Annotated in this window: 19 protein-coding genes; all 19 read left to right on the top strand. The window is 37.7% G+C overall.

From position 1 onward, the window contains the following. Positions 1–4: 4 nt before the first annotated feature. The 19 genes from MKX57_RS05225 (at position 5) to rseP (ending at position 17,442) form a co-directional block, all read left to right on the top strand. On the top strand, positions 5–2,077 hold the full coding sequence (locus tag MKX57_RS05225) for a chemotaxis protein CheA (RefSeq protein WP_008180736.1): 2,073 nt from the start codon (positions 5–7) through the stop codon (positions 2,075–2,077). A gap of 27 nt (positions 2,078–2,104) precedes the next feature. Next, positions 2,105–2,551: a chemotaxis protein CheW gene (locus MKX57_RS05230; RefSeq protein ID WP_008180734.1), complete on the top strand. Its 447-nt coding sequence runs from the start codon at positions 2,105–2,107 to the stop codon at positions 2,549–2,551. Positions 2,552–2,560: 9 nt separating this feature from the next. Continuing rightward, positions 2,561–3,193, top strand: coding sequence for a chemotaxis protein CheC (locus MKX57_RS05235; RefSeq protein ID WP_008180732.1), 633 nt, complete (start codon positions 2,561–2,563; stop codon positions 3,191–3,193). 2 nt (positions 3,194–3,195) lie between these two features. After that, on the top strand, positions 3,196–3,699 hold the full coding sequence (locus tag MKX57_RS05240) for a chemotaxis protein CheD (RefSeq protein WP_025113952.1): 504 nt from the start codon (positions 3,196–3,198) through the stop codon (positions 3,697–3,699). Continuing rightward, positions 3,699–4,070, top strand: coding sequence for a hypothetical protein (locus MKX57_RS05245; RefSeq protein WP_089985334.1), 372 nt, complete (start codon positions 3,699–3,701; stop codon positions 4,068–4,070). Before MKX57_RS05240 ends, MKX57_RS05245 begins: the two co-directional genes overlap by 1 nt. A gap of 430 nt (positions 4,071–4,500) precedes the next feature. Next, positions 4,501–4,899 carry a nucleoside deaminase gene (locus tag MKX57_RS05250; protein ID WP_089985336.1) on the top strand — a complete coding sequence of 133 codons (399 nt, stop codon included), beginning with the start codon at positions 4,501–4,503 and terminating at the stop codon, positions 4,897–4,899. A 14-nt stretch (positions 4,900–4,913) separates the two neighbouring features. Beyond that, positions 4,914–6,137, top strand: a complete 1,224-nt coding sequence (locus tag MKX57_RS05255; RefSeq protein WP_089985338.1) for an amidohydrolase — start codon at positions 4,914–4,916, stop codon at positions 6,135–6,137. 28 nt (positions 6,138–6,165) lie between these two features. Beyond that, positions 6,166–7,386, top strand: a complete 1,221-nt coding sequence (locus tag MKX57_RS05260) for an amidohydrolase (protein WP_342551111.1) — start codon at positions 6,166–6,168, stop codon at positions 7,384–7,386. Positions 7,387–7,967: 581 nt separating this feature from the next. Then, complete coding sequence (locus tag MKX57_RS05265) at positions 7,968–8,738, top strand: FliA/WhiG family RNA polymerase sigma factor (protein WP_008180720.1); 771 nt, start codon at positions 7,968–7,970, stop codon at positions 8,736–8,738. Between the two features lie 23 nt (positions 8,739–8,761). Beyond that, positions 8,762–9,070: a hypothetical protein gene (locus MKX57_RS05270; RefSeq protein ID WP_008180718.1), complete on the top strand. Its 309-nt coding sequence runs from the start codon at positions 8,762–8,764 to the stop codon at positions 9,068–9,070. Positions 9,071–9,079: 9 nt separating this feature from the next. After that, positions 9,080–9,655: a hypothetical protein gene (locus MKX57_RS05275; protein ID WP_008180716.1), complete on the top strand. Its 576-nt coding sequence runs from the start codon at positions 9,080–9,082 to the stop codon at positions 9,653–9,655. Positions 9,656–9,811: 156 nt separating this feature from the next. Beyond that, positions 9,812–10,531: a 30S ribosomal protein S2 gene (gene rpsB / locus MKX57_RS05280; protein WP_004269262.1), complete on the top strand. Its 720-nt coding sequence runs from the start codon at positions 9,812–9,814 to the stop codon at positions 10,529–10,531. A 102-nt stretch (positions 10,532–10,633) separates the two neighbouring features. Further along, positions 10,634–11,521 (top strand): translation elongation factor Ts, encoded by an 888-nt coding sequence (tsf, locus tag MKX57_RS05285; protein WP_008181406.1) that lies wholly within the window; start codon positions 10,634–10,636, stop codon positions 11,519–11,521. Positions 11,522–11,735: 214 nt separating this feature from the next. Further along, positions 11,736–12,461, top strand: coding sequence for a UMP kinase (gene pyrH, locus MKX57_RS05290; RefSeq protein ID WP_008181404.1), 726 nt, complete (start codon positions 11,736–11,738; stop codon positions 12,459–12,461). After that, entirely contained in the window at positions 12,461–13,018 is a 558-nt protein-coding gene (frr, locus tag MKX57_RS05295) for a ribosome recycling factor (protein WP_089985339.1), read from the top strand. The genes pyrH and frr overlap by 1 nt, the downstream gene beginning before the upstream one ends. A 315-nt stretch (positions 13,019–13,333) precedes the next feature. Beyond that, the gene (locus MKX57_RS05300; RefSeq protein ID WP_008181400.1) at positions 13,334–14,128 is read left to right on the top strand and encodes an isoprenyl transferase; all 795 of its coding nucleotides are present in this window, start codon (positions 13,334–13,336) and stop codon (positions 14,126–14,128) included. Then, a complete protein-coding gene (locus MKX57_RS05305) occupies positions 14,125–14,925 on the top strand; it encodes a phosphatidate cytidylyltransferase (protein ID WP_008181398.1) in 801 nt (266 codons plus the stop codon). Before MKX57_RS05300 ends, MKX57_RS05305 begins: the two co-directional genes overlap by 4 nt. Positions 14,926–14,987: 62 nt before the next feature. Continuing rightward, positions 14,988–16,133, top strand: a complete 1,146-nt coding sequence (gene dxr, locus MKX57_RS05310; protein ID WP_089985343.1) for a 1-deoxy-D-xylulose-5-phosphate reductoisomerase — start codon at positions 14,988–14,990, stop codon at positions 16,131–16,133. Between the two features lie 46 nt (positions 16,134–16,179). Further along, on the top strand, positions 16,180–17,442 hold the full coding sequence (rseP, locus tag MKX57_RS05315; RefSeq protein ID WP_008181395.1) for an RIP metalloprotease RseP: 1,263 nt from the start codon (positions 16,180–16,182) through the stop codon (positions 17,440–17,442). Positions 17,443–17,590 lie beyond the last annotated feature (148 nt).

The following is a 17,590-nucleotide window of genomic DNA, read 5'->3' on the forward strand; positions in this document are numbered from 1 at the left end:
TCTTATGGAAGTCAATCAATATTTAGAGATGTTTATCGAAGAAAGTAAAGAGCATTTACAAGCATGTAGTGAACATTTATTAGAATTAGAAAAAAATCCAGATGATTTGGCAATTGTTGGGGAAATATTCCGATCTGCCCATACTTTAAAAGGTATGTCTGCCACAATGGGTTTTGAAGATTTAGCCGATTTAACACATAAAATGGAAAATGTGTTAGATGCGATTCGTAATGAAAAAATCCACGTAACACCAGAAATTTTAGATGTGGTCTTTGAATCTGTTGACCATCTGGAAGAAATGGTTATGGATATTGCGAATGGTGGAGATGGCAAGCGTGATGTGTCAGCAACAGTCGCTCAACTTAAGCGCATAGAATTAGGTGAGGAAGCAGTACCTCAGGTGGCTGCAACCGTTGCAGAACCAGCAGCTGTGGAAAGTGTTTTAGAATATGATAGCTTTGAACAAACAGTTATCGCACAATCATCTGAACAAGGTTTCCAGGCCTATGAAATTTCAGTGAAATTACGAGAAGATTGTCTTTTAAAGGCTGCACGTGTATTTATGGTCTTCGAGATTTTAGAAAAAGACGGCGAAGTTATTAAATCGAGCCCATCTGTTGAAAAGCTAGAAGACGAACAATTTGATCAACAGTTTTATGTAGCCTATGTGACAAAAGAATCAGCAGAAGATATGCAGAAAAAGATCATGAAAGTTTCTGAGGTTGAAGAAGTTGTTGTCACAACAATAGACCAAAAGAAATTTAGTGAAAGAGAGTATGAATCACAGCAAGAAGTAGCTGCAACTGCATCGGCTGTAGCGGAAGTAGAGTCTACACCTGCTACTGTACCTTCTAAGCCTGAACCAGCCGCACAGCCTGCAAAAACAGCCGCACCTGCAAAGGCTGAAAAAAATCATGCGCCTGTTGGGAATAAAACGATTCGTGTCAATATTGAACGTCTTGATATTTTAATGAACTTGTTTGAAGAACTTGTTATTGACCGTGGTCGTTTACAATCTATTGCCACAGAAGTAAATCATGGTGAGCTAAACGAAACTGTGGAGCGAATGAGCCGTGTAATGGGTGACCTGCAAACTATCATTTTAACAATGCGCATGGTGCCAGTTGAAACAGTGTTCAACCGCTTCCCAAAAATGATTCGTCAGCTATCACGAGATTTAAATAAGAAAATTAATCTTGAAATCATTGGTGCTGAAACAGAACTAGATCGTACAGTTATCGATGAAATTGGTGATCCACTTGTTCACTTAATCCGAAATTCTGTGGACCATGGCATTGAAAATCCAACATCTCGTCGTGCAAAAGGCAAACCAGAAGAAGGAACGGTTGTCCTACGTGCTTACCATAGTGGAAACTATGTCTTTATTGAAATAGAAGACGATGGTGCAGGAATTAATCGTGATAAAGTACTAGCGAAAGCTATTGCAAAAGGCATTGTGACACAAGAACAGTCTTATTCAATGTCTGATAATCAAATCAATGAGCTTATTTTAGCTTCAGGCTTCTCGACTGCAGATGTCATTTCGGATGTATCTGGCCGTGGAGTAGGGTTAGATGTTGTTAAAACAACAATTGAATCACTTGGTGGTAATATTTCAATTGAATCCACACAAGATGTTGGTTCCATCTTCTCTATCCAATTACCACTAACATTATCGATTATTTCTGTGATGCTCGTGGAAATTGAAAAGGAAATTTATGCAATTCCATTATCATCTATTATTGAAACATCTATTATCCGTTCATCGGAGATTATGAATGCGCATAATCAAAAAGTAATCGACTTCCGTGGCAAGGTTGTACCATTGGTATTCTTAGAGGAAATCTTTGAAGTACCTCGTAAAGAGTCGCAAGATGAAGAATTCCATTCAGTAGTGATTGTTCGTAAAGGTGAAAAACTTGCTGGTTTAGTGGTAGATTCCTTCATCGGACAACAAGAAATTGTCTTGAAGTCTTTAGGAAATTACTTAACAAATATTTTTGCTATTTCAGGTGCAACTATTTTAGGAAATGGTAAAGTAGCCTTAATTGTAGATTGTAACGCATTAATAAAATAAGGTGAATGAATAAGAGAGGTGTAAAAGATGACAAACGCAGTGGAACAAGAAAGTATTAAAGTAATTGTATTTCAACTAGCGAATAAAGAATATGCTATTCCGGTGTCCCATGTTCAAGGTATAGAAAAGCTAATGCATATTACGCGCGTACCGAAAACGGCAAAATATGTAAAAGGTGTTATCAATCTTCGTGGTGTCGTAACGCCAATTGTGGATTTACGTGAACGTTTTGAATTACCTATTTCAGAACATGAGGAAACAACTCGCATTATCATTATCTCACTAGAAGATATGGAAGTAGGCTTTGTTGTTGATTCAGCAAACGATGTAATTGATATTCCTGCAAGTGCGATTGAACCACAACCAGAAGTTGTTGGCTCCCTTGAGGAAGAATTTATTTCAGGTGTTGCTAAAGTAGAAAAACGATTATTAATCTTATTACATTTAGAAAAAGTATTAAATCCACTAAAGTAGGGATCGATCATGACATTTAATCAAAAGATTACCTCGCTACATTTAGATGTATTAAAGGAAATTGGCAATATTGGTGCTGCGCATGCCGCGACAGCACTTTCCAATTTACTTGGGAAAAAAATTGATATGCGTGTCCCAAAGGTAGAAATGGTGTCCTTTAACGATATGATGGAATTGGCTGGGGGATCAGAAAATGTAGTTGTTGGTATTTACCTTCGCATTGAGGGTGATGCAGAAGGAAGTATGTTCTTTATACTACCTATTGAACAGGCAAACCGTTTTATCCGTCGTCTCATTTATGATGAAACATTTGATTTTAAAAAACGACCTGTTTCTGAACTAGGATTATCAGCTATGCAAGAAATGGGAAATATTTTATCAGGTTCCTATTTATCTGCCTTATCGGACTTTACTAATTTGAAAATTTATCCAACTGTACCGGGGCTAAGCGTTGATATGTTTGGTGCAATCATAAGTATTGGTTTAATAGAATTATCACATGTAAGTGATAATGTCATTGTTATAAATACATCCATTTTTGAAGAAGGTGTAGAAGACCATGAAACTGTGAGAGGTCATTTCTTCCTATTACCAGATCCCGACTCATTTGATGCTATTTTTAAAGCATTAGGGGTTTCCTAATGATGCTAAGCAGTAGTAGTGGGCAAGTGGTTAAAGTAGGAATTGCACAAATGGATGTAGTAAAGCTACCTAACACGATTCGAACTTCTGGTCTGGGTTCTTGTGTTGGCGTTATTTTATATGATGAGTCAAAAAAAATTGCTGGTTTAATCCATGTGATGTTACCAGATTCAAGCTTGGGAAGATCTGAGTCAATCAATGTAGCAAAATTTGCGGATTCTGGAATAGCAGCAATGATTGATCTATTAAAATTAGAGGGCGTTCAAAAGTTTAAACTAAAGGCAAAAATTGCTGGGGGCGCACAGATGTTTCAATTTACTTCGGATAAAGATTCGATGCGCATCGGTCCTCGTAATGTAGAAGCTGTCAAAAATGAATTGAAAAGGCATGGAATTCCTTTAGTAGCCGAGGATACTGGTGGAAACAGTGGTAGAACGATAGAATTTAATCCTGCCACATCGTCATTACATATTCGAACAGTTAACCAAGGAGTGAGCGAAATCTAATGTTTGGTTCCATATTTTATAATCTATGGGGAGCATTAATGGCTTTTACTATTTATTTTTTTAGTACATTTCTAAAGCCCTACACGCCCCTTCGTATCATTATCGGATCTTTTGTTACAGCAATCATTGTATTCCTTGTCATGTATATTGTACGTTTTTTAATAGCATACATTTTGTATACGCCAGAGGTAGATGAGGAAGCAGTTGAAGGTGAACTAGCAGAAAATGAACAAACTACTCCTGAAGGCACGAATCAAGAAGCAGCTTCGGCTCATTCAACCGTTGAATTTCAAGATGAGAACTCAGAGGAGATTGCACAAGTGGTTCGAACGATGATGAATCGAGAACAGGAACAACAAGTGAATGCTTAAAACAGAGAGTCGCTAGGAGCGGCTCTTTTTTATTTTGCCATTCAAGAAACTTTAGTATAGGGAAAACTTAAGTGAAATTTACTTTTTTTATATTATTCATATAATAGTCTTCATGTTAGCATATTTGTATAAAGGAAAAGTAAAGAAGGAACTCTTTTATGTGAAATTAAAGTGGGAAACCTAGATTCATTATTAATGTCTCATAGAATTGGTTAAAAAGACTGAATCTTCTGGCTATGATACGGTGATGCCACAACGCTAAGTCTAGAAGGCTCGTAATGATTGCTGAAATGACTAGTCTATAAGAGCAAAAGTTAGTATAGGCACAACTCAGGATAAGGAGGTTAAAAGCATTTGGCTACTGGACATCATTCAGTTTATATTACAGCTATTAACGTGATATATCTGCTTTTACTAGGAGGAATAGAATATGAATCAACACGAATTTATGAGAAAAGCGCTTGATTTAGCAAATGAAAATGCACTATCAGAACATGGAGCACCATTCGGAGCGCTTGTAGTAAAAAATGGGCAAATTATTAGTTCGGGTGTTAATGAGGTAGCCAAAACAAATGATTTGACGAATCACGCAGAAATGCAAGCGATTCGCCAAGCTTGCCATACTTTGCAAACAATTAATCTCGAAGGCTGTGAAATGTATGCAAGTACAGAACCTTGTCCGATGTGTTTAAGTGCCATCTATTATGCCAAATTAACAACAGTCTATTATTTTCATGCTAGCAATACTTGCCAAGACTATGTCTATCATCAACTGTCCTTACCACATATAGAGAGGGATATTCAGATGGTTCAGCTTGAAGAAAAATAAAGGAGGTTCATATAATGACACCATTAGCATATTGGCTCATTAACGTACGACTAGAAACAGGTTTACATTACAATCATACTACTGTAATTGGAACACAAACCGAGCTTTTTAATGTACAAATTGAAAAGGGGATAATACAGCAAATTAAACGTGGAAATCAACCACTAGAGACGGATTTACCTCAATTGGATGCTCAAGGCTACCTCATGCTACCATCTTTTAGGGATATGCATATTCATCTTGATAAAACATATTTTGGTGGGCCATGGAAGGCACCTACCATTCCAACAGAGGGTCTTATAACTAGATTAAAAGAGGAAGAATTACTCCTTCCTAGTTTATTACCTGTAACAGAGGAAAGAGCAAAAAAACTAATAGATCTACTATTAAATGCAGGCTCCACACATATTCGTACGCATTGTAATATTGACCCGTTTATCGGTTTGAAAAATTTAGAGGCGGTCTTAAGAGTAAAAGAGGCTTACAAAGATAAAGTTGCTATGGAGATTGTAGCATTCCCGCAGCATGGGCTATTACGTAGTGATTCGGTTTCTTTAGTAAGAGAAGCATTGCGTAACGGGGCATCTCTCGTAGGAGGTGTTGATCCAGCAACAATCGATGAAAATATTGAGAAATCATTACAAACCGTGATGGAATTAGCGGTAGACGCAAATGCAGATGTAGATCTTCATATTCATGATCCTGGCCATCTCGGCATTTTTACGTTTAAACGACTAGCAGCGTTAACAGAGGCAGCTGGTTGGCAAGGGAGAGTGACAATTAGTCATGCCATGGCTTTTGCAGATATTCCTACTAGTGAAGCGAGTGAAGTAGCAGAATTACTTGCACATCTTGGCATAGCTATTACTTCTACTGTGCCAATTGAGCACACTATCCCTATTCCTCTCTTAGATCATAAAGGGGTAAACATATCACTTGGCGATGATAGTATTACGGACCATTGGTCACCATTCGGGAAAGGGGATAGTCTAGAAAAAGCAGGAACACTTGCAGAACGATTTGGTTTAAGTGATGAGCGTTCACTTGGTCAAAGCCTAAAATACATTACAGGTGGTATTACACCTCTAAATAAGGATGGTCATCAAATATGGCCGAATGTTGGAGATGAAGCAAATATTGTTTTTGTTGAAGCAACTTGTTCGGCAGAAGCTGTGGCTAGAAGGGCGAAAAGAGTGGCAGTGCTCTTTAAAGGAAAAATAGTTTCTGGTGAACTTTAAAATTGAAAATAGAAAGGATACATTTAAAATGCATGCTACTTTTTGGTTAACCAATGTACGACTTGAAACAGGCTATCATGTTGAAAATGGTATGGTTGCACAGACAAGAACCGCCTGCTCACATCTCCTCATTAAGGATGGGAAAATTTCAGATATTGTTTCGGCAGAAATGCAATTGAATGATCATTTCCCTAAAAAAGATATGAAGCAACTATTAGCGCTACCGTCTTTCATCGAAAAACATTGTCATTTGGATAAAACACTTTTAGGCGATCAGTGGCTTGCTGTCACACCTGTGAACAATATTTTTGAACGTCTGGAAATAGAAAAAAAGGTTCTTCCTACTTTACATACCACTACACAACAACGCGCAGAAGAGTTGCTTTCACGTTATGTACAGTCTGGGGTTACCCATGTTCGTACCCATGTGGATTTGTATCCCGAGGTGGGCTTAAAAAATTTAGAGGAAGTTCAAATGGCTTTACAAACTTTTGAAGGAAGGTTGTCATATGAAATCGTAGCCTTTCCGCAGCACGGACTATTGCGAACGAAGGCGACAAATATAATAAGAGAAGCCCTTCGCATGGGCGTAGGCTTAGTAGGTGGTGTTGATCCAGCTACTGTGGATGGCGATATTGAGGCATCCTTACAACAAATGGTGGAGCTCGCTGTGGAGGGAAATGCTGGGGTTGATTTGCATTTACATGACCCGGATCAATTAGGTACCTTTACAATGAGAAGATTAGCTCAATTAACGAAGGAGGCTGGTCTGCAAGGTAAAGTGGCGATAAGCCATGCATTCGGACTTGGTGATGTTTCACGAGCTGAAGCAGAAGAAATGGCTGACATATTAAGAGATGCAGGGATTACGATAGTGACTAGTGTACCTATTCGCAGAAAATTTCCTCCAGTTGGATTATTACATAGCAAAGGGGTACCGGTTGCAATTGGTTGTGATAATATTTTTGATGTTTGGTCACCATTTGGGAACGGAGATCTGTTAGAAAGAGCAGGCCGTTTAGCTAATAGTTCAGGGTGGAGAGATGAATATTCATTAGCGCAAACCTTGCCGTTTATTACAGGTGGGAAAACGCCGTTGAATCAAGCAGGTGAACAAATCTGGCCAAAGGTTGGAGATAGTGCCAATCTAGTTTTAGTGGATGCTTCTTGCGCTGCTGAAGCAATCGCCCGCAAAGGTCAACGTAAGGCAACCATCTTTAATGGTAAAATGGTTTTTAGTTCGATTTAAAGCAATATCTTCAAGAGGGTGGTACTGTTTGACTTCGGTCAAATAGCCATCCTTTTTTAGGCTAAAAAAGGTGGAGAAAATAAGGCCAGATTTGAACTAGTATCATTTAGTTCGATAGGAGATGATTTGAATTTCTGTGGACAAATGGTGAGAATGCTACTTTGTTGGGTGTATTTATACCTAGTAACCTCGGTGAAGAAAGAGCAAAAGGGCGCTATATAAGATTCATAATTCCTACAAAAAAACCTAACAAAATTAAAAAGTAAAAGCTTAATAATTTAGACATATTTTAAAACTGTATCCTAGGTTAATGTATAGCTAGGGTACAGTTTTAATTTGTTTGTACAAAATAAAGAGAGACGAACAGAAACAAATGAAATTATAGTCGATTTTTGTTATAATAGTAGGAAAGATGGCAATAGTTTATCCATTTTTTTACTCTGTTAGGTACTAGTAAGAGTAACCCGGATATAGATTTTTAAAAAAACTATGGAGAAATCCTGATGAAAGAAAAGTTTTATGAGCGCAAGTAGTCAGTAGCAAACGGGCGCGTAAAGGCGTTTTTTAGAGAGGTGGATTTCATGACACAACCAATTCTGAACGATGAGCAAAAACTGTGGAATCGCTGGATACATGAGCGTGATCCAGATGCTGGTGATTTACTCATAAAAAAATATATTTCTTTAGTATCTTACCATGTTCAACGTATTAGTGCGGGATTACCAAAGAGTGTATCGCGAGACGATTTAACGAGCTTAGGTATGATAGGACTTTTTGATGCATTAAATAAATTTGATATTAATAGAGATTTGAAATTCGATACATATGCTTCATTTAGAGTAAGGGGAGCCATTATAGATGGGCTTCGTAAGGAAGATTGGCTACCACGCTCAGCGCGAGAAAAAGCCAAAAAATTAGATGCTCAGATTGAGCAATTAGAGCAAAAATATATGCGTCATGTGACACCTGAGGAACTTGCGAAGCATATGGAAGTACCTGTGGAAGACGTTTATCAGACAGTACAAGAGCATTTTTTTTCCAATGTTCTTTCCATTAATGAACAACAAGACCAAGAAGAGGTAGATGGAAAGTCGTTTGTCATTCGAGATGATACGACAAAAACTCCTGAACAATCGGTGGTTAAATCTGAATTACTAGATGATTTAGCAGAAAATATTCAGAAGCTAAATGAAAAGGAACAGTTGGTTCTAAGTTTATTTTACACGGAGGAACTGACGCTGACTGAAATTGGTGAAATGCTTGAATTATCGACATCACGTATTTCGCAAATCCATTCCAAAGCGCTTTTAAAATTACGTAAATTATTATCTAGCGAAATGATGAATGCGTAAATATCCTTGAGGGAGAGATTCCGATGAGTTTAAAAGGGGTTGAATTGCAAATTGCGATTCCTAAAACATTTGAAGCTGGGAAAATGGCTGATCAAGTACAGCAACAAGCTTTAGCTCAACAAGCACATGCTAATGAAGCGTTAAAAAAGGAAATAGAGCGCAAGCAAAAAATTGTAAATACATCAGAAGGTATGGATGAAATAAGTGAGGATGAAGATGCAGGTGGCGAATACTTAACGGATCCTTACAAAAAGAAGAAAAAGCAACAGGATCAACAAGAAAAACAGGCACAACATCCGTTTAAAGGCAATTTCGTGGATTTTAGTGGATAGGAGCTTATAATGACAACCATACTAATAGCGGTACTATTCTTTTTACAGCTACTTACATTTTACTTCCTTATTATTTTAAATACTAAGTTAGCAAAATTTAAGGATTTAGAAAAGAAGCAAGAACGCTTAATGAGCGAAATGGACGATACCATTAGTGTCTATTTAACAGAAATGAAAGATGAAAACGACCGTCTTATTAAGGAGCTACAAAATGTCTCATCATCAGACATAGCGGCGACTCGCGTTCAACAAACCGTAAGCAATGAGCCTCAACAGGAGCAGGCTACTTCGCCCTCAGAGCAAGTGCTGAAAAATGACAGTCCATTAAGCTTAGATAAAGATGCTCGTATCTATGTACCTAAAAATATAGTAGCCAATGCTTATTCGCGTCAGCAACAGACAACGGCAACAGCAGCATCCTCACCAACGCCTTTGAAAGTAGAGCAAAAGGAGCAGGTTAAAGAGCTTACAATAGAGCAACAGGCATTAAATTTAGCAAAGCAGGGTAAATCAACAGAAGAAATAGCGAAACAGCTGCAAAAGGGAAAAACAGAAATCGAGCTTTTACTGAAATTTCATCACTAAATTGTTGCTAACCGGCAAAAGCTATGATATAGTTGCAAATGGTGTTATTACTACACACGCATTTTGATGTAGTAAGTGGTGCTCTAAGATTAGGGTAGCTTGTTGCAAAAGATAAATGCGGAGGATAAAAACCAAACATACTAGGAGGAAATTCACATGTCAGTAATTTCTATGAAACAATTACTTGAAGCTGGTGTACATTTCGGTCACCAAACTCGTCGTTGGAACCCAAAAATGAAGAAATATATCTTCGTAGAACGTAACGGGATCTACATCATCGACTTACAAAAAACTGTTAAAAAATTAGAGGAAGCTTATGACTTCATGCGTCAAGTTGGTCAAGACGGTGGTAAAGTTCTTTTCGTTGGTACGAAAAAACAAGCACAAGAAGCGATCAAAGATGAAGCTGAACGTTCAGGCAACTACTACATCAACCAACGTTGGTTAGGTGGTACTCTTACTAACTTCGGTACAATTCAAAAACGTGTTGCACGTATGAAACAAATCGAAAAAATGGAAGAAGAAGGTACATTCGAAGTTCTTCCTAAAAAAGAAGTAATCCAACTTAAAAAAGAACACGAACGTCTAATCAAATTCTTAGGCGGTATCCGTGATATGCACGATCTTCCAGACGTAATGTTCGTGGTTGACCCACGTAAAGAACGTATTGCGGTTGCTGAAGCTCGTAAATTAAACATCCCTCTAGTAGGTATCGTTGATACAAACTGTGATCCAGATGAAATCGACTACGTAATCCCTGCTAATGATGATGCTATTCGCGCTGTTAAACTTTTAACTGCTAAAATGGCTGACGCTTTAATCGAGTCAAAACAAGGTGAAGAAGAAGCTCCAGCTGTAGAAGCTGCTGCTGAGTAATTCACGTTTACAAAAAGGTGATAAGTGGCTCAAAACCCTTATCACCTTTTTTAGAACCTATCATTAAAACTATGTTCAAACAATTTGAGGAGGAAACACTAAATGGCAAACATTACTGCACAATTAGTAAAAGAATTACGTGAAAAAACTGGCGCTGGTATGATGGATTGTAAAAAAGCGCTAGTACAAACTGATGGTAATCTAGAAGCTGCAATCGATTTCCTACGTGAAAAAGGTCTTTCTTCAGCTGCTAAAAAAGCTGACCGTATCGCGGCAGAAGGTACAACTTATATTTTAGAACAAGGTAACGAAGCAATCATCATTGAAGTTAACGCTGAAACTGACTTCGTTGCAAAAAACGACAAATTCCAAGTATTAGTTTCATCTTTAGCAGAGCAATTACTTACTGCTAAACCAGCATCAGTTGAAGCTGCATTAGAGCTTACAAATGCTGATGGCGTAAAAATTGAAGATCAAATTTCTACAGCTGTAGCAACAATTGGTGAAAAAATCACACTTCGTCGTTTTGAAATCAAAACAAAAACTGATGCAGATTCATTCGGCGCTTACTTACACATGGGCGGCCGCATTGGAGTATTAGTAACTTTAGAAGGTTCTACTGATGCATCAGCAGCTAAAGATGTTGCAATGCACATTGCTGCTATCAACCCAACTTACGTTTCTCGCGATGAAGTTTCTGCTGAAGAAGTTGAACGTGAGCGTAAAGTATTAACTGAGCAAGCTCTTAACGAAGGTAAACCAGAAAACATCGTTGCTAAAATGGTTGAAGGTCGTCTTGGTAAATATTTCGAAGATGTTTGCCTACTTGATCAATCATTCGTTAAAAACTCTGATCAAAAAGTACGTGATTTCGTAGCTTCTACTGGTGGTTCAGTAAACGGCTTTGTACGTTACGCTGTTGGTGAAGGTATCGAAAAACGTGAAGATAACTTTGCAGAAGAAGTAATGAGCCAAGTTAAAGGTAACTAATTTAGCGGGCATTTGATCCTAATCAAATAATATCTAGATTTTCTAGACAAAAAATGGGGAACACAACATAGCGTGTTCCCTATTTTTCCGAAATAAAGAAAATAGTAATAGAATTTTCTATTCTGCCTTATTCACAACTAGCAATTATTGTTAGATATACTATAATGGAAAAGGGAATAGAGATTTTTTAAATAAAGTCTTACGGAGGTTTACAATGAGTGTACCGCAATATAAACGAGTAGTTATTAAACTAAGTGGTGAAGCGTTAGCTGGAGAAGCGGGCTTCGGTTTATCACCAAAAATAATCAAGTCTGTTGCAGAAGAAGTAAAAGAAGTAGTGGATCTTGATGTAGAAGTTGCTGTTGTTGTAGGTGGCGGTAATATATGGCGTGGAAAAATAGGTAGTGAAATGGGGATGGATCGTGCTGCAGCTGACTATATGGGCATGCTTGCAACAGTCATGAACTCCCTAGCGTTACAAGATGCTCTTGAAAAATTAGGCATTGAAACACGTGTTCAATCTTCTATCGTGATGACTCAAGTAGCGGAGCCATACATTCGTCGTAAAGCAGTTAGACATCTTGAGAAAAAGCGTGTCGTTATCTTTGCAGCAGGGACAGGTAATCCGTTCTTCTCAACTGATACGACGGCGGCATTACGTGCAGCAGAAATTGATGCAGATGCGATTTTAATGGCTAAAAACAATGTTGATGGCGTTTATTCAGCAGATCCAAAAGTGGATCAAACAGCCGTTAAATATGATACACTCACATACTTAGACGTTATTCAACAAGGCTTACAAGTAATGGATTCAACAGCTTCTACCCTATGTATGGATAACGATATTCCACTAATTGTTTTCTCAATTACGGAACAAGGCAACATTAAACGTGCTGTACTAGGTGAAAAAATCGGAACAGTTGTTAGGAGGAATGCATAATGGCAAAACAAGTATTAGAACAAGCAAAAGATAAAATGAACAAAACAATTGCAGCTTTTACACGTGAACTATCTTCAATTCGTGCAGGTCGTGCAAACGCATCATTACTAGATCGTATTATGGTTGATTATTATGGAGCTCCAACACCAATCAATCAACTTGCAGGTGTTTCTGTACCAGAAGCTCGTTTATTAGTGATTACACCTTACGATAAAACAATTTTAGGTGAAATTGAAAAAGCAATTATGAGATCTGATATCGGTATTACACCAACAAATGATGGCTCTATCATTCGCTTAATGATCCCCGCTCTTACTGAAGAGCGTCGTAAAGATTTAGTGAAGCAAGTGAAAAAAGAAGCAGAAGACGCAAAAATTGCTGTACGTAATGTACGTCGTGATGCGAATGATGATTTGAAAAAACTTGAAAAAGCTGGCGAAATCACAGAAGACGATCTACGTGGCTATGGTGATGATATTCAAAAATTAACAGATGAATTCATTGTCAAAGTGGATCAAGTAACGAAAGATAAAGAAAAAGAAATTTTAGAGGTGTAAAACAAAGGTTTTACATGTTTATGATGGAACTTTTTGATGAGATGAAGGCGTCCTATACTTTACAGGACGTCTTTTCTCTTTACCGTTCGAATATGAGCTGAATCATAGAGAAAAGCATAGATGAAATATACAATGTTATGCATCACATAAATATTGATTAATTTTTTAACAAACTTATTCTTTAAGAATGTGTATAGTTCTAAAATACGCTAGTACATACATAGTCAATTTAGAGGGGAAAAAAAAGACAAAAAGCGCTTTTGTTTGTTATGATAGGTTAGTATACGTCCGATTAGTTGTAGTGGGGGAGTTAGCATGTTTAAAAAGCTATTAGGTAAACAAATAAATATGGATACACTATCATTGGAGGAGCGTGTGGCCCTAACTAAAAGCGAGCCGATTCCTGCCCATGTAGCGATTATTATGGACGGAAATGGACGTTGGGCAAAAAAACGAGCTATGCCACGTGTTGCTGGTCATCATGAGGGAATGAAGACAGTACGTAAGGTCACGAGATTTGCGTCTGATTTAGGCATAAAGGTATTAACCGTATATGCATTTTCCACTGAAAACTGGAAACGCCCAAAACCTGAAGTAGATTTTCTCATGCGGCTACCAGTCGAGTTTTTAGGTTCCTTTTTACCCGAGATGATGGAACGTAATGTACGTGTCGAAATGATTGGAGATCCATCTTTATTACCTGCCCATACACAAAAAGCGTTGTATGAGGCAATGGAAGAAACGAAGCATAATACAGGCCTTATTTTAAATTTTGCGCTGAATTATGGAAGTCGTTCTGAGATGGTTAATGCCATGAAAATGATGCTTCAAAAAGTGCAGGACGGTCAATTAACAATGCAAGACCTAACAGAAGAATGCTTAACGTCTCATTTAATGACGGCCCATTTGCCTGAACCGGATTTATTAATTCGTACAAGTGGTGAAGTACGCTTAAGTAACTTTATGCTTTGGCAGCTTGCCTATACGGAATTTTGGTTTACAGATACATTATGGCCAGATTTTAGTGAGGAAACCTTACTGGAAGCGGTGGAAAACTATCAAAAGCGTAATCGCCGTTATGGTGGGTTGAAGGGAGAAGAAACAACTTGAAACAACGAATTATTACCGCAATAATTGCAGCAGCACTTTTCATTCCATTCGTTATTTATGGAAAAGTACCATTTGCCATACTTGTGTTAGCAATGGCTATTGTCGGTTTTTATGAAATACTAAAGATGAAAGGTATTTCGATTTTTTCTGTGCCTGGCTTCTTAGGGCTTGTCACTTTAATTTTACTTGTCATACCGAACGACTGGAGTGAAAAGGTTGTAGATTTAATAGGCTATTCGTCTAATCTAATGGTAGTCTATGGTCTAATGATGTTACTCCTGATTTACGTCGTTTTAGTAAAAAATAAAATAACTTTTGATGAAGTTGGTTTTATTTTATTAGGTGCATTTTATGTGGGCTTAGGGTTCCATTACCTAATTGAAACAAGGAACGTAGGCTTAGAGTACGTTGTCTATTGTTTATTAGTCGTTTGGACAACGGATTCAGGTGCTTATTTTGTCGGAAGAAAATTTGGTAAGAATAAGTTATGGCCTGAAATCTCACCTAAGAAAACGATTGAAGGCTTCATCGGTGGAATTGTCATTGCCGTCATTTTCGCTGTCTGTATGCAACTCATTTACCCATTCGAAGATGGTTATATATCACTTGTAGTCGTAACAATTTTCGCCTCCATTATTGGTCAGATGGGCGACTTAGTAGAATCTGCTATTAAGCGTCATTTTGATGTAAAGGATTCAGGTAATATTTTACCAGGGCATGGCGGGATATTAGATCGTTTCGATAGTCTATTGTTCGTCGTGCCTTTGCTTCATTTTTTAAATTTGTTTGGTAATTAATCCGAACTTTTAAGGACATCTATTCATACATTTGCTTAGATAGAAAAAGGGGACAATGTGTTGTGAAAAAGATTAGTTTATTAGGTGCAACTGGTTCAATCGGTTGGCAAACCTACGATATTTTAAAAGAACAACGTGAAGCTTTTCAATTAGTAGCTTTCTCTTCAGGGAAAAATATAAAGAAAACACGAGAGATGATTGATAACTTAAAGCCCGAATTGGTTTCTGTGCAGCTAGAAGAAGATGCGCTGCTGCTTGCTAAGGAGTATCCGACAATTCACTTTACATTTGGCGCAAAAGGCTTAGTGGAGGTTGCTACACATCCAGATTCGACGATTCTTGTCAATGCAGTGCTCGGAAGTGTTGGGCTGGAATCTACTTTAGCAGCCATTCGAATGGGCAAAACAATTGCTATTGCTAATAAAGAAACACTTGTGACAGCCGGGCATTTAGTGATGGCTGAAGCGAAAAAATATAACGCAACTATTCTGCCTGTTGATAGTGAGCATTCAGCTATCTTCCAATCGATGAATGGTGAAGACCCAAAATATATTGAACGTTTAATTATTACTGCTTCAGGTGGCAGCTTCCGTGATAAAACAAGGGACCAATTAAAACATGTGACTGTCGCTGACGCACTGAATCACCCGAATTGGTCGATGGGCGCAAAGATTACAATAGATTCTGCAACAATGATGAATAAAGGTTTAGAAGTGATTGAAGCGCATGTTTTATTTGATATGCCATACGAAAAAATTGATGTACTTTTGCATAGAGAAAGTATTATTCACTCTCTAGTTGAGTATCATGATACTAGTGTGATTGCTCAATTAGGTACACCAGATATGCGCGTTCCTATCCAATATGCTTTAAGTTATCCTGATCGAATCCCGTTACATAATGGTCAGCGACTGAATTTAGCGCAAATTGGTCAGTTACATTTTCAAGAAATGGACTTTGAACGTTATCCAGCATTGCGATTAGCATATGAGGCTGGCCGTACTGGTGGTACCATTTTAACAGCAATGAATGCAGCGAACGAAGCAGCAGTTGCAGCTTTTTTACAAGGGAAAATAACATTCCTTCAAATCGATGAGACAATTGAACGTGTGATGCAAGCACACCAAAACATTGCAATACCAGATTTACAAACGATTTTACAGGTGGACAGTGAAACAAGAAAAATAGTGTTAGACATGGTAAAATAACGAGAGCAATGTATCGTTAACTAATCGCTTTTAAAGGTGGGGTATTATGCAAACAGCCATTGCATTTATTTTAATATTTGGTTTGCTCGTCTTCTTCCATGAACTTGGACACTTCTTATTCGCCAAACGAGCAGGTATTCTAGTACGTGAATTTGCCATTGGAATGGGACCCAAAATATATGGGAGAACGCATGGAGAAACAATGTATACTGTTCGTTTATTGCCTATCGGGGGATATGTACGAATGGCTGGCGAAGATATGGATGGCACTGAATTACAGCCAGGATATCGAATAGGGCTTGTTGTCAATGAAGATAATGTTGTTAAAAAAATCATTTTCAATCAAAATAATAAGCAATTACCAGATTTATTATTTTTAGAAGTTGAACGTGCTGATTTAGAAAAAGATTTGTTTGTAGAGGGCTATGATGAAGAAGAACGATTAGTTCGTTATCAAGTAGCGAGAGATTGTGTCCTTGTGGAAAATGGACGAGAGCTTGTCATTGCACCTCATGATCGTCAATTTAATTCTAAAACGGTTGGCCAACGAGCGATGACTATTTTTGCAGGACCATTTTTTAACTTTATTCTAGCTTTCGTGATTTATTTAGTTATTGGATTAATTCACGGAGTTCCAACATATGAGCCAGTTATCTCTGAAGTAGTAGAAAATAATCCAGCTGCGGAGGCTGGGATGCTTGCAGGTGATAGAGTTACAGCCATTGATGGACAAGCTGTTGAAAAGTGGCAGGATTTAGCTGCAATTATTCAGGATCATCCAAACGAAGAGATTATGGTGACCGTAGATCGAGATGGACAATCTATCAACTTAAATATGACTGTTAAGGAAGTCCAGCAGGATGGAGAAAAGTATGGCCAAATTGGTGTGCTTTACGATAGCCCGAGAGAATTTAATCCACTAAAGGCTGTTGTCTATGGGGCACAAGAAACCTATAATATGACTGTCAAAATATTTGAGCTTCTAGGTATGTTGATTACTGGTAAGTTTACAATAGACGCTTTATCTGGTCCTGTAGGTATTTATAAAGCAACCGAGCAAGTAGCTCAGTACGGTATTATGAACCTAATGAATTGGGCTGCAATGTTAAGTATAAATCTAGGAATTATGAACTTACTTCCATTACCTGCTTTAGATGGTGGTCGCTTATTATTCTTTGGTTTTGAAGCTTTACGAGGGAAACCAATTGACCGTCAAAAAGAAGGAATTGTTCATTTTGTAGGAATTGTTCTACTAATGATTTTAATGGTAGTTGTCACATGGAATGATATACAGAGATTTTTCTTTTAATAAATGACTAGCAAATTCTAGCTTTACAATTAAAAGGAATTTTATTTATAGCTTTGGGCGCAATTTCTACGAAACATTGCGCTCAAAGCTAAATTTGTTTATGCTATTGAGAGTATAAATTTATCTATTAAAAAAGGTGGAACACTGA

Origin of the sequence: Lysinibacillus sp. FSL M8-0216, assembly GCF_038595555.1 — a bacterium.
Taxonomy (GTDB): Bacteria; Bacillota; Bacilli; order Bacillales_A; family Planococcaceae; genus Lysinibacillus; species Lysinibacillus fusiformis.

What these genes read in the sequence shown, in the direction of transcription:
- MKX57_RS05225 (WP_008180736.1), top strand. Translation starts at nt 5, where the DNA reads ATGGAAGTCAATCAATATTTAGAGATGTTTATCGAAGAAAGTAAAGAG.
- MKX57_RS05230 (WP_008180734.1), top strand. Translation starts at nt 2,105, where the DNA reads ATGACAAACGCAGTGGAACAAGAAAGTATTAAAGTAATTGTATTTCAA.
- MKX57_RS05235 (WP_008180732.1), top strand. Translation starts at nt 2,561, where the DNA reads ATGACATTTAATCAAAAGATTACCTCGCTACATTTAGATGTATTAAAG.
- MKX57_RS05240 (WP_025113952.1), top strand. Translation starts at nt 3,196, where the DNA reads ATGCTAAGCAGTAGTAGTGGGCAAGTGGTTAAAGTAGGAATTGCACAA.
- MKX57_RS05245 (WP_089985334.1), top strand. Translation starts at nt 3,699, where the DNA reads ATGTTTGGTTCCATATTTTATAATCTATGGGGAGCATTAATGGCTTTT.
- MKX57_RS05250 (WP_089985336.1), top strand. Translation starts at nt 4,501, where the DNA reads ATGAATCAACACGAATTTATGAGAAAAGCGCTTGATTTAGCAAATGAA.
- MKX57_RS05255 (WP_089985338.1), top strand. Translation starts at nt 4,914, where the DNA reads ATGACACCATTAGCATATTGGCTCATTAACGTACGACTAGAAACAGGT.
- MKX57_RS05260 (WP_342551111.1), top strand. Translation starts at nt 6,166, where the DNA reads ATGCATGCTACTTTTTGGTTAACCAATGTACGACTTGAAACAGGCTAT.
- MKX57_RS05265 (WP_008180720.1), top strand. Translation starts at nt 7,968, where the DNA reads ATGACACAACCAATTCTGAACGATGAGCAAAAACTGTGGAATCGCTGG.
- MKX57_RS05270 (WP_008180718.1), top strand. Translation starts at nt 8,762, where the DNA reads ATGAGTTTAAAAGGGGTTGAATTGCAAATTGCGATTCCTAAAACATTT.
- MKX57_RS05275 (WP_008180716.1), top strand. Translation starts at nt 9,080, where the DNA reads ATGACAACCATACTAATAGCGGTACTATTCTTTTTACAGCTACTTACA.
- rpsB (WP_004269262.1), top strand. Translation starts at nt 9,812, where the DNA reads ATGTCAGTAATTTCTATGAAACAATTACTTGAAGCTGGTGTACATTTC.
- tsf (WP_008181406.1), top strand. Translation starts at nt 10,634, where the DNA reads ATGGCAAACATTACTGCACAATTAGTAAAAGAATTACGTGAAAAAACT.
- pyrH (WP_008181404.1), top strand. Translation starts at nt 11,736, where the DNA reads ATGAGTGTACCGCAATATAAACGAGTAGTTATTAAACTAAGTGGTGAA.
- frr (WP_089985339.1), top strand. Translation starts at nt 12,461, where the DNA reads ATGGCAAAACAAGTATTAGAACAAGCAAAAGATAAAATGAACAAAACA.
- MKX57_RS05300 (WP_008181400.1), top strand. Translation starts at nt 13,334, where the DNA reads ATGTTTAAAAAGCTATTAGGTAAACAAATAAATATGGATACACTATCA.
- rseP (WP_008181395.1), top strand. Translation starts at nt 16,180, where the DNA reads ATGCAAACAGCCATTGCATTTATTTTAATATTTGGTTTGCTCGTCTTC.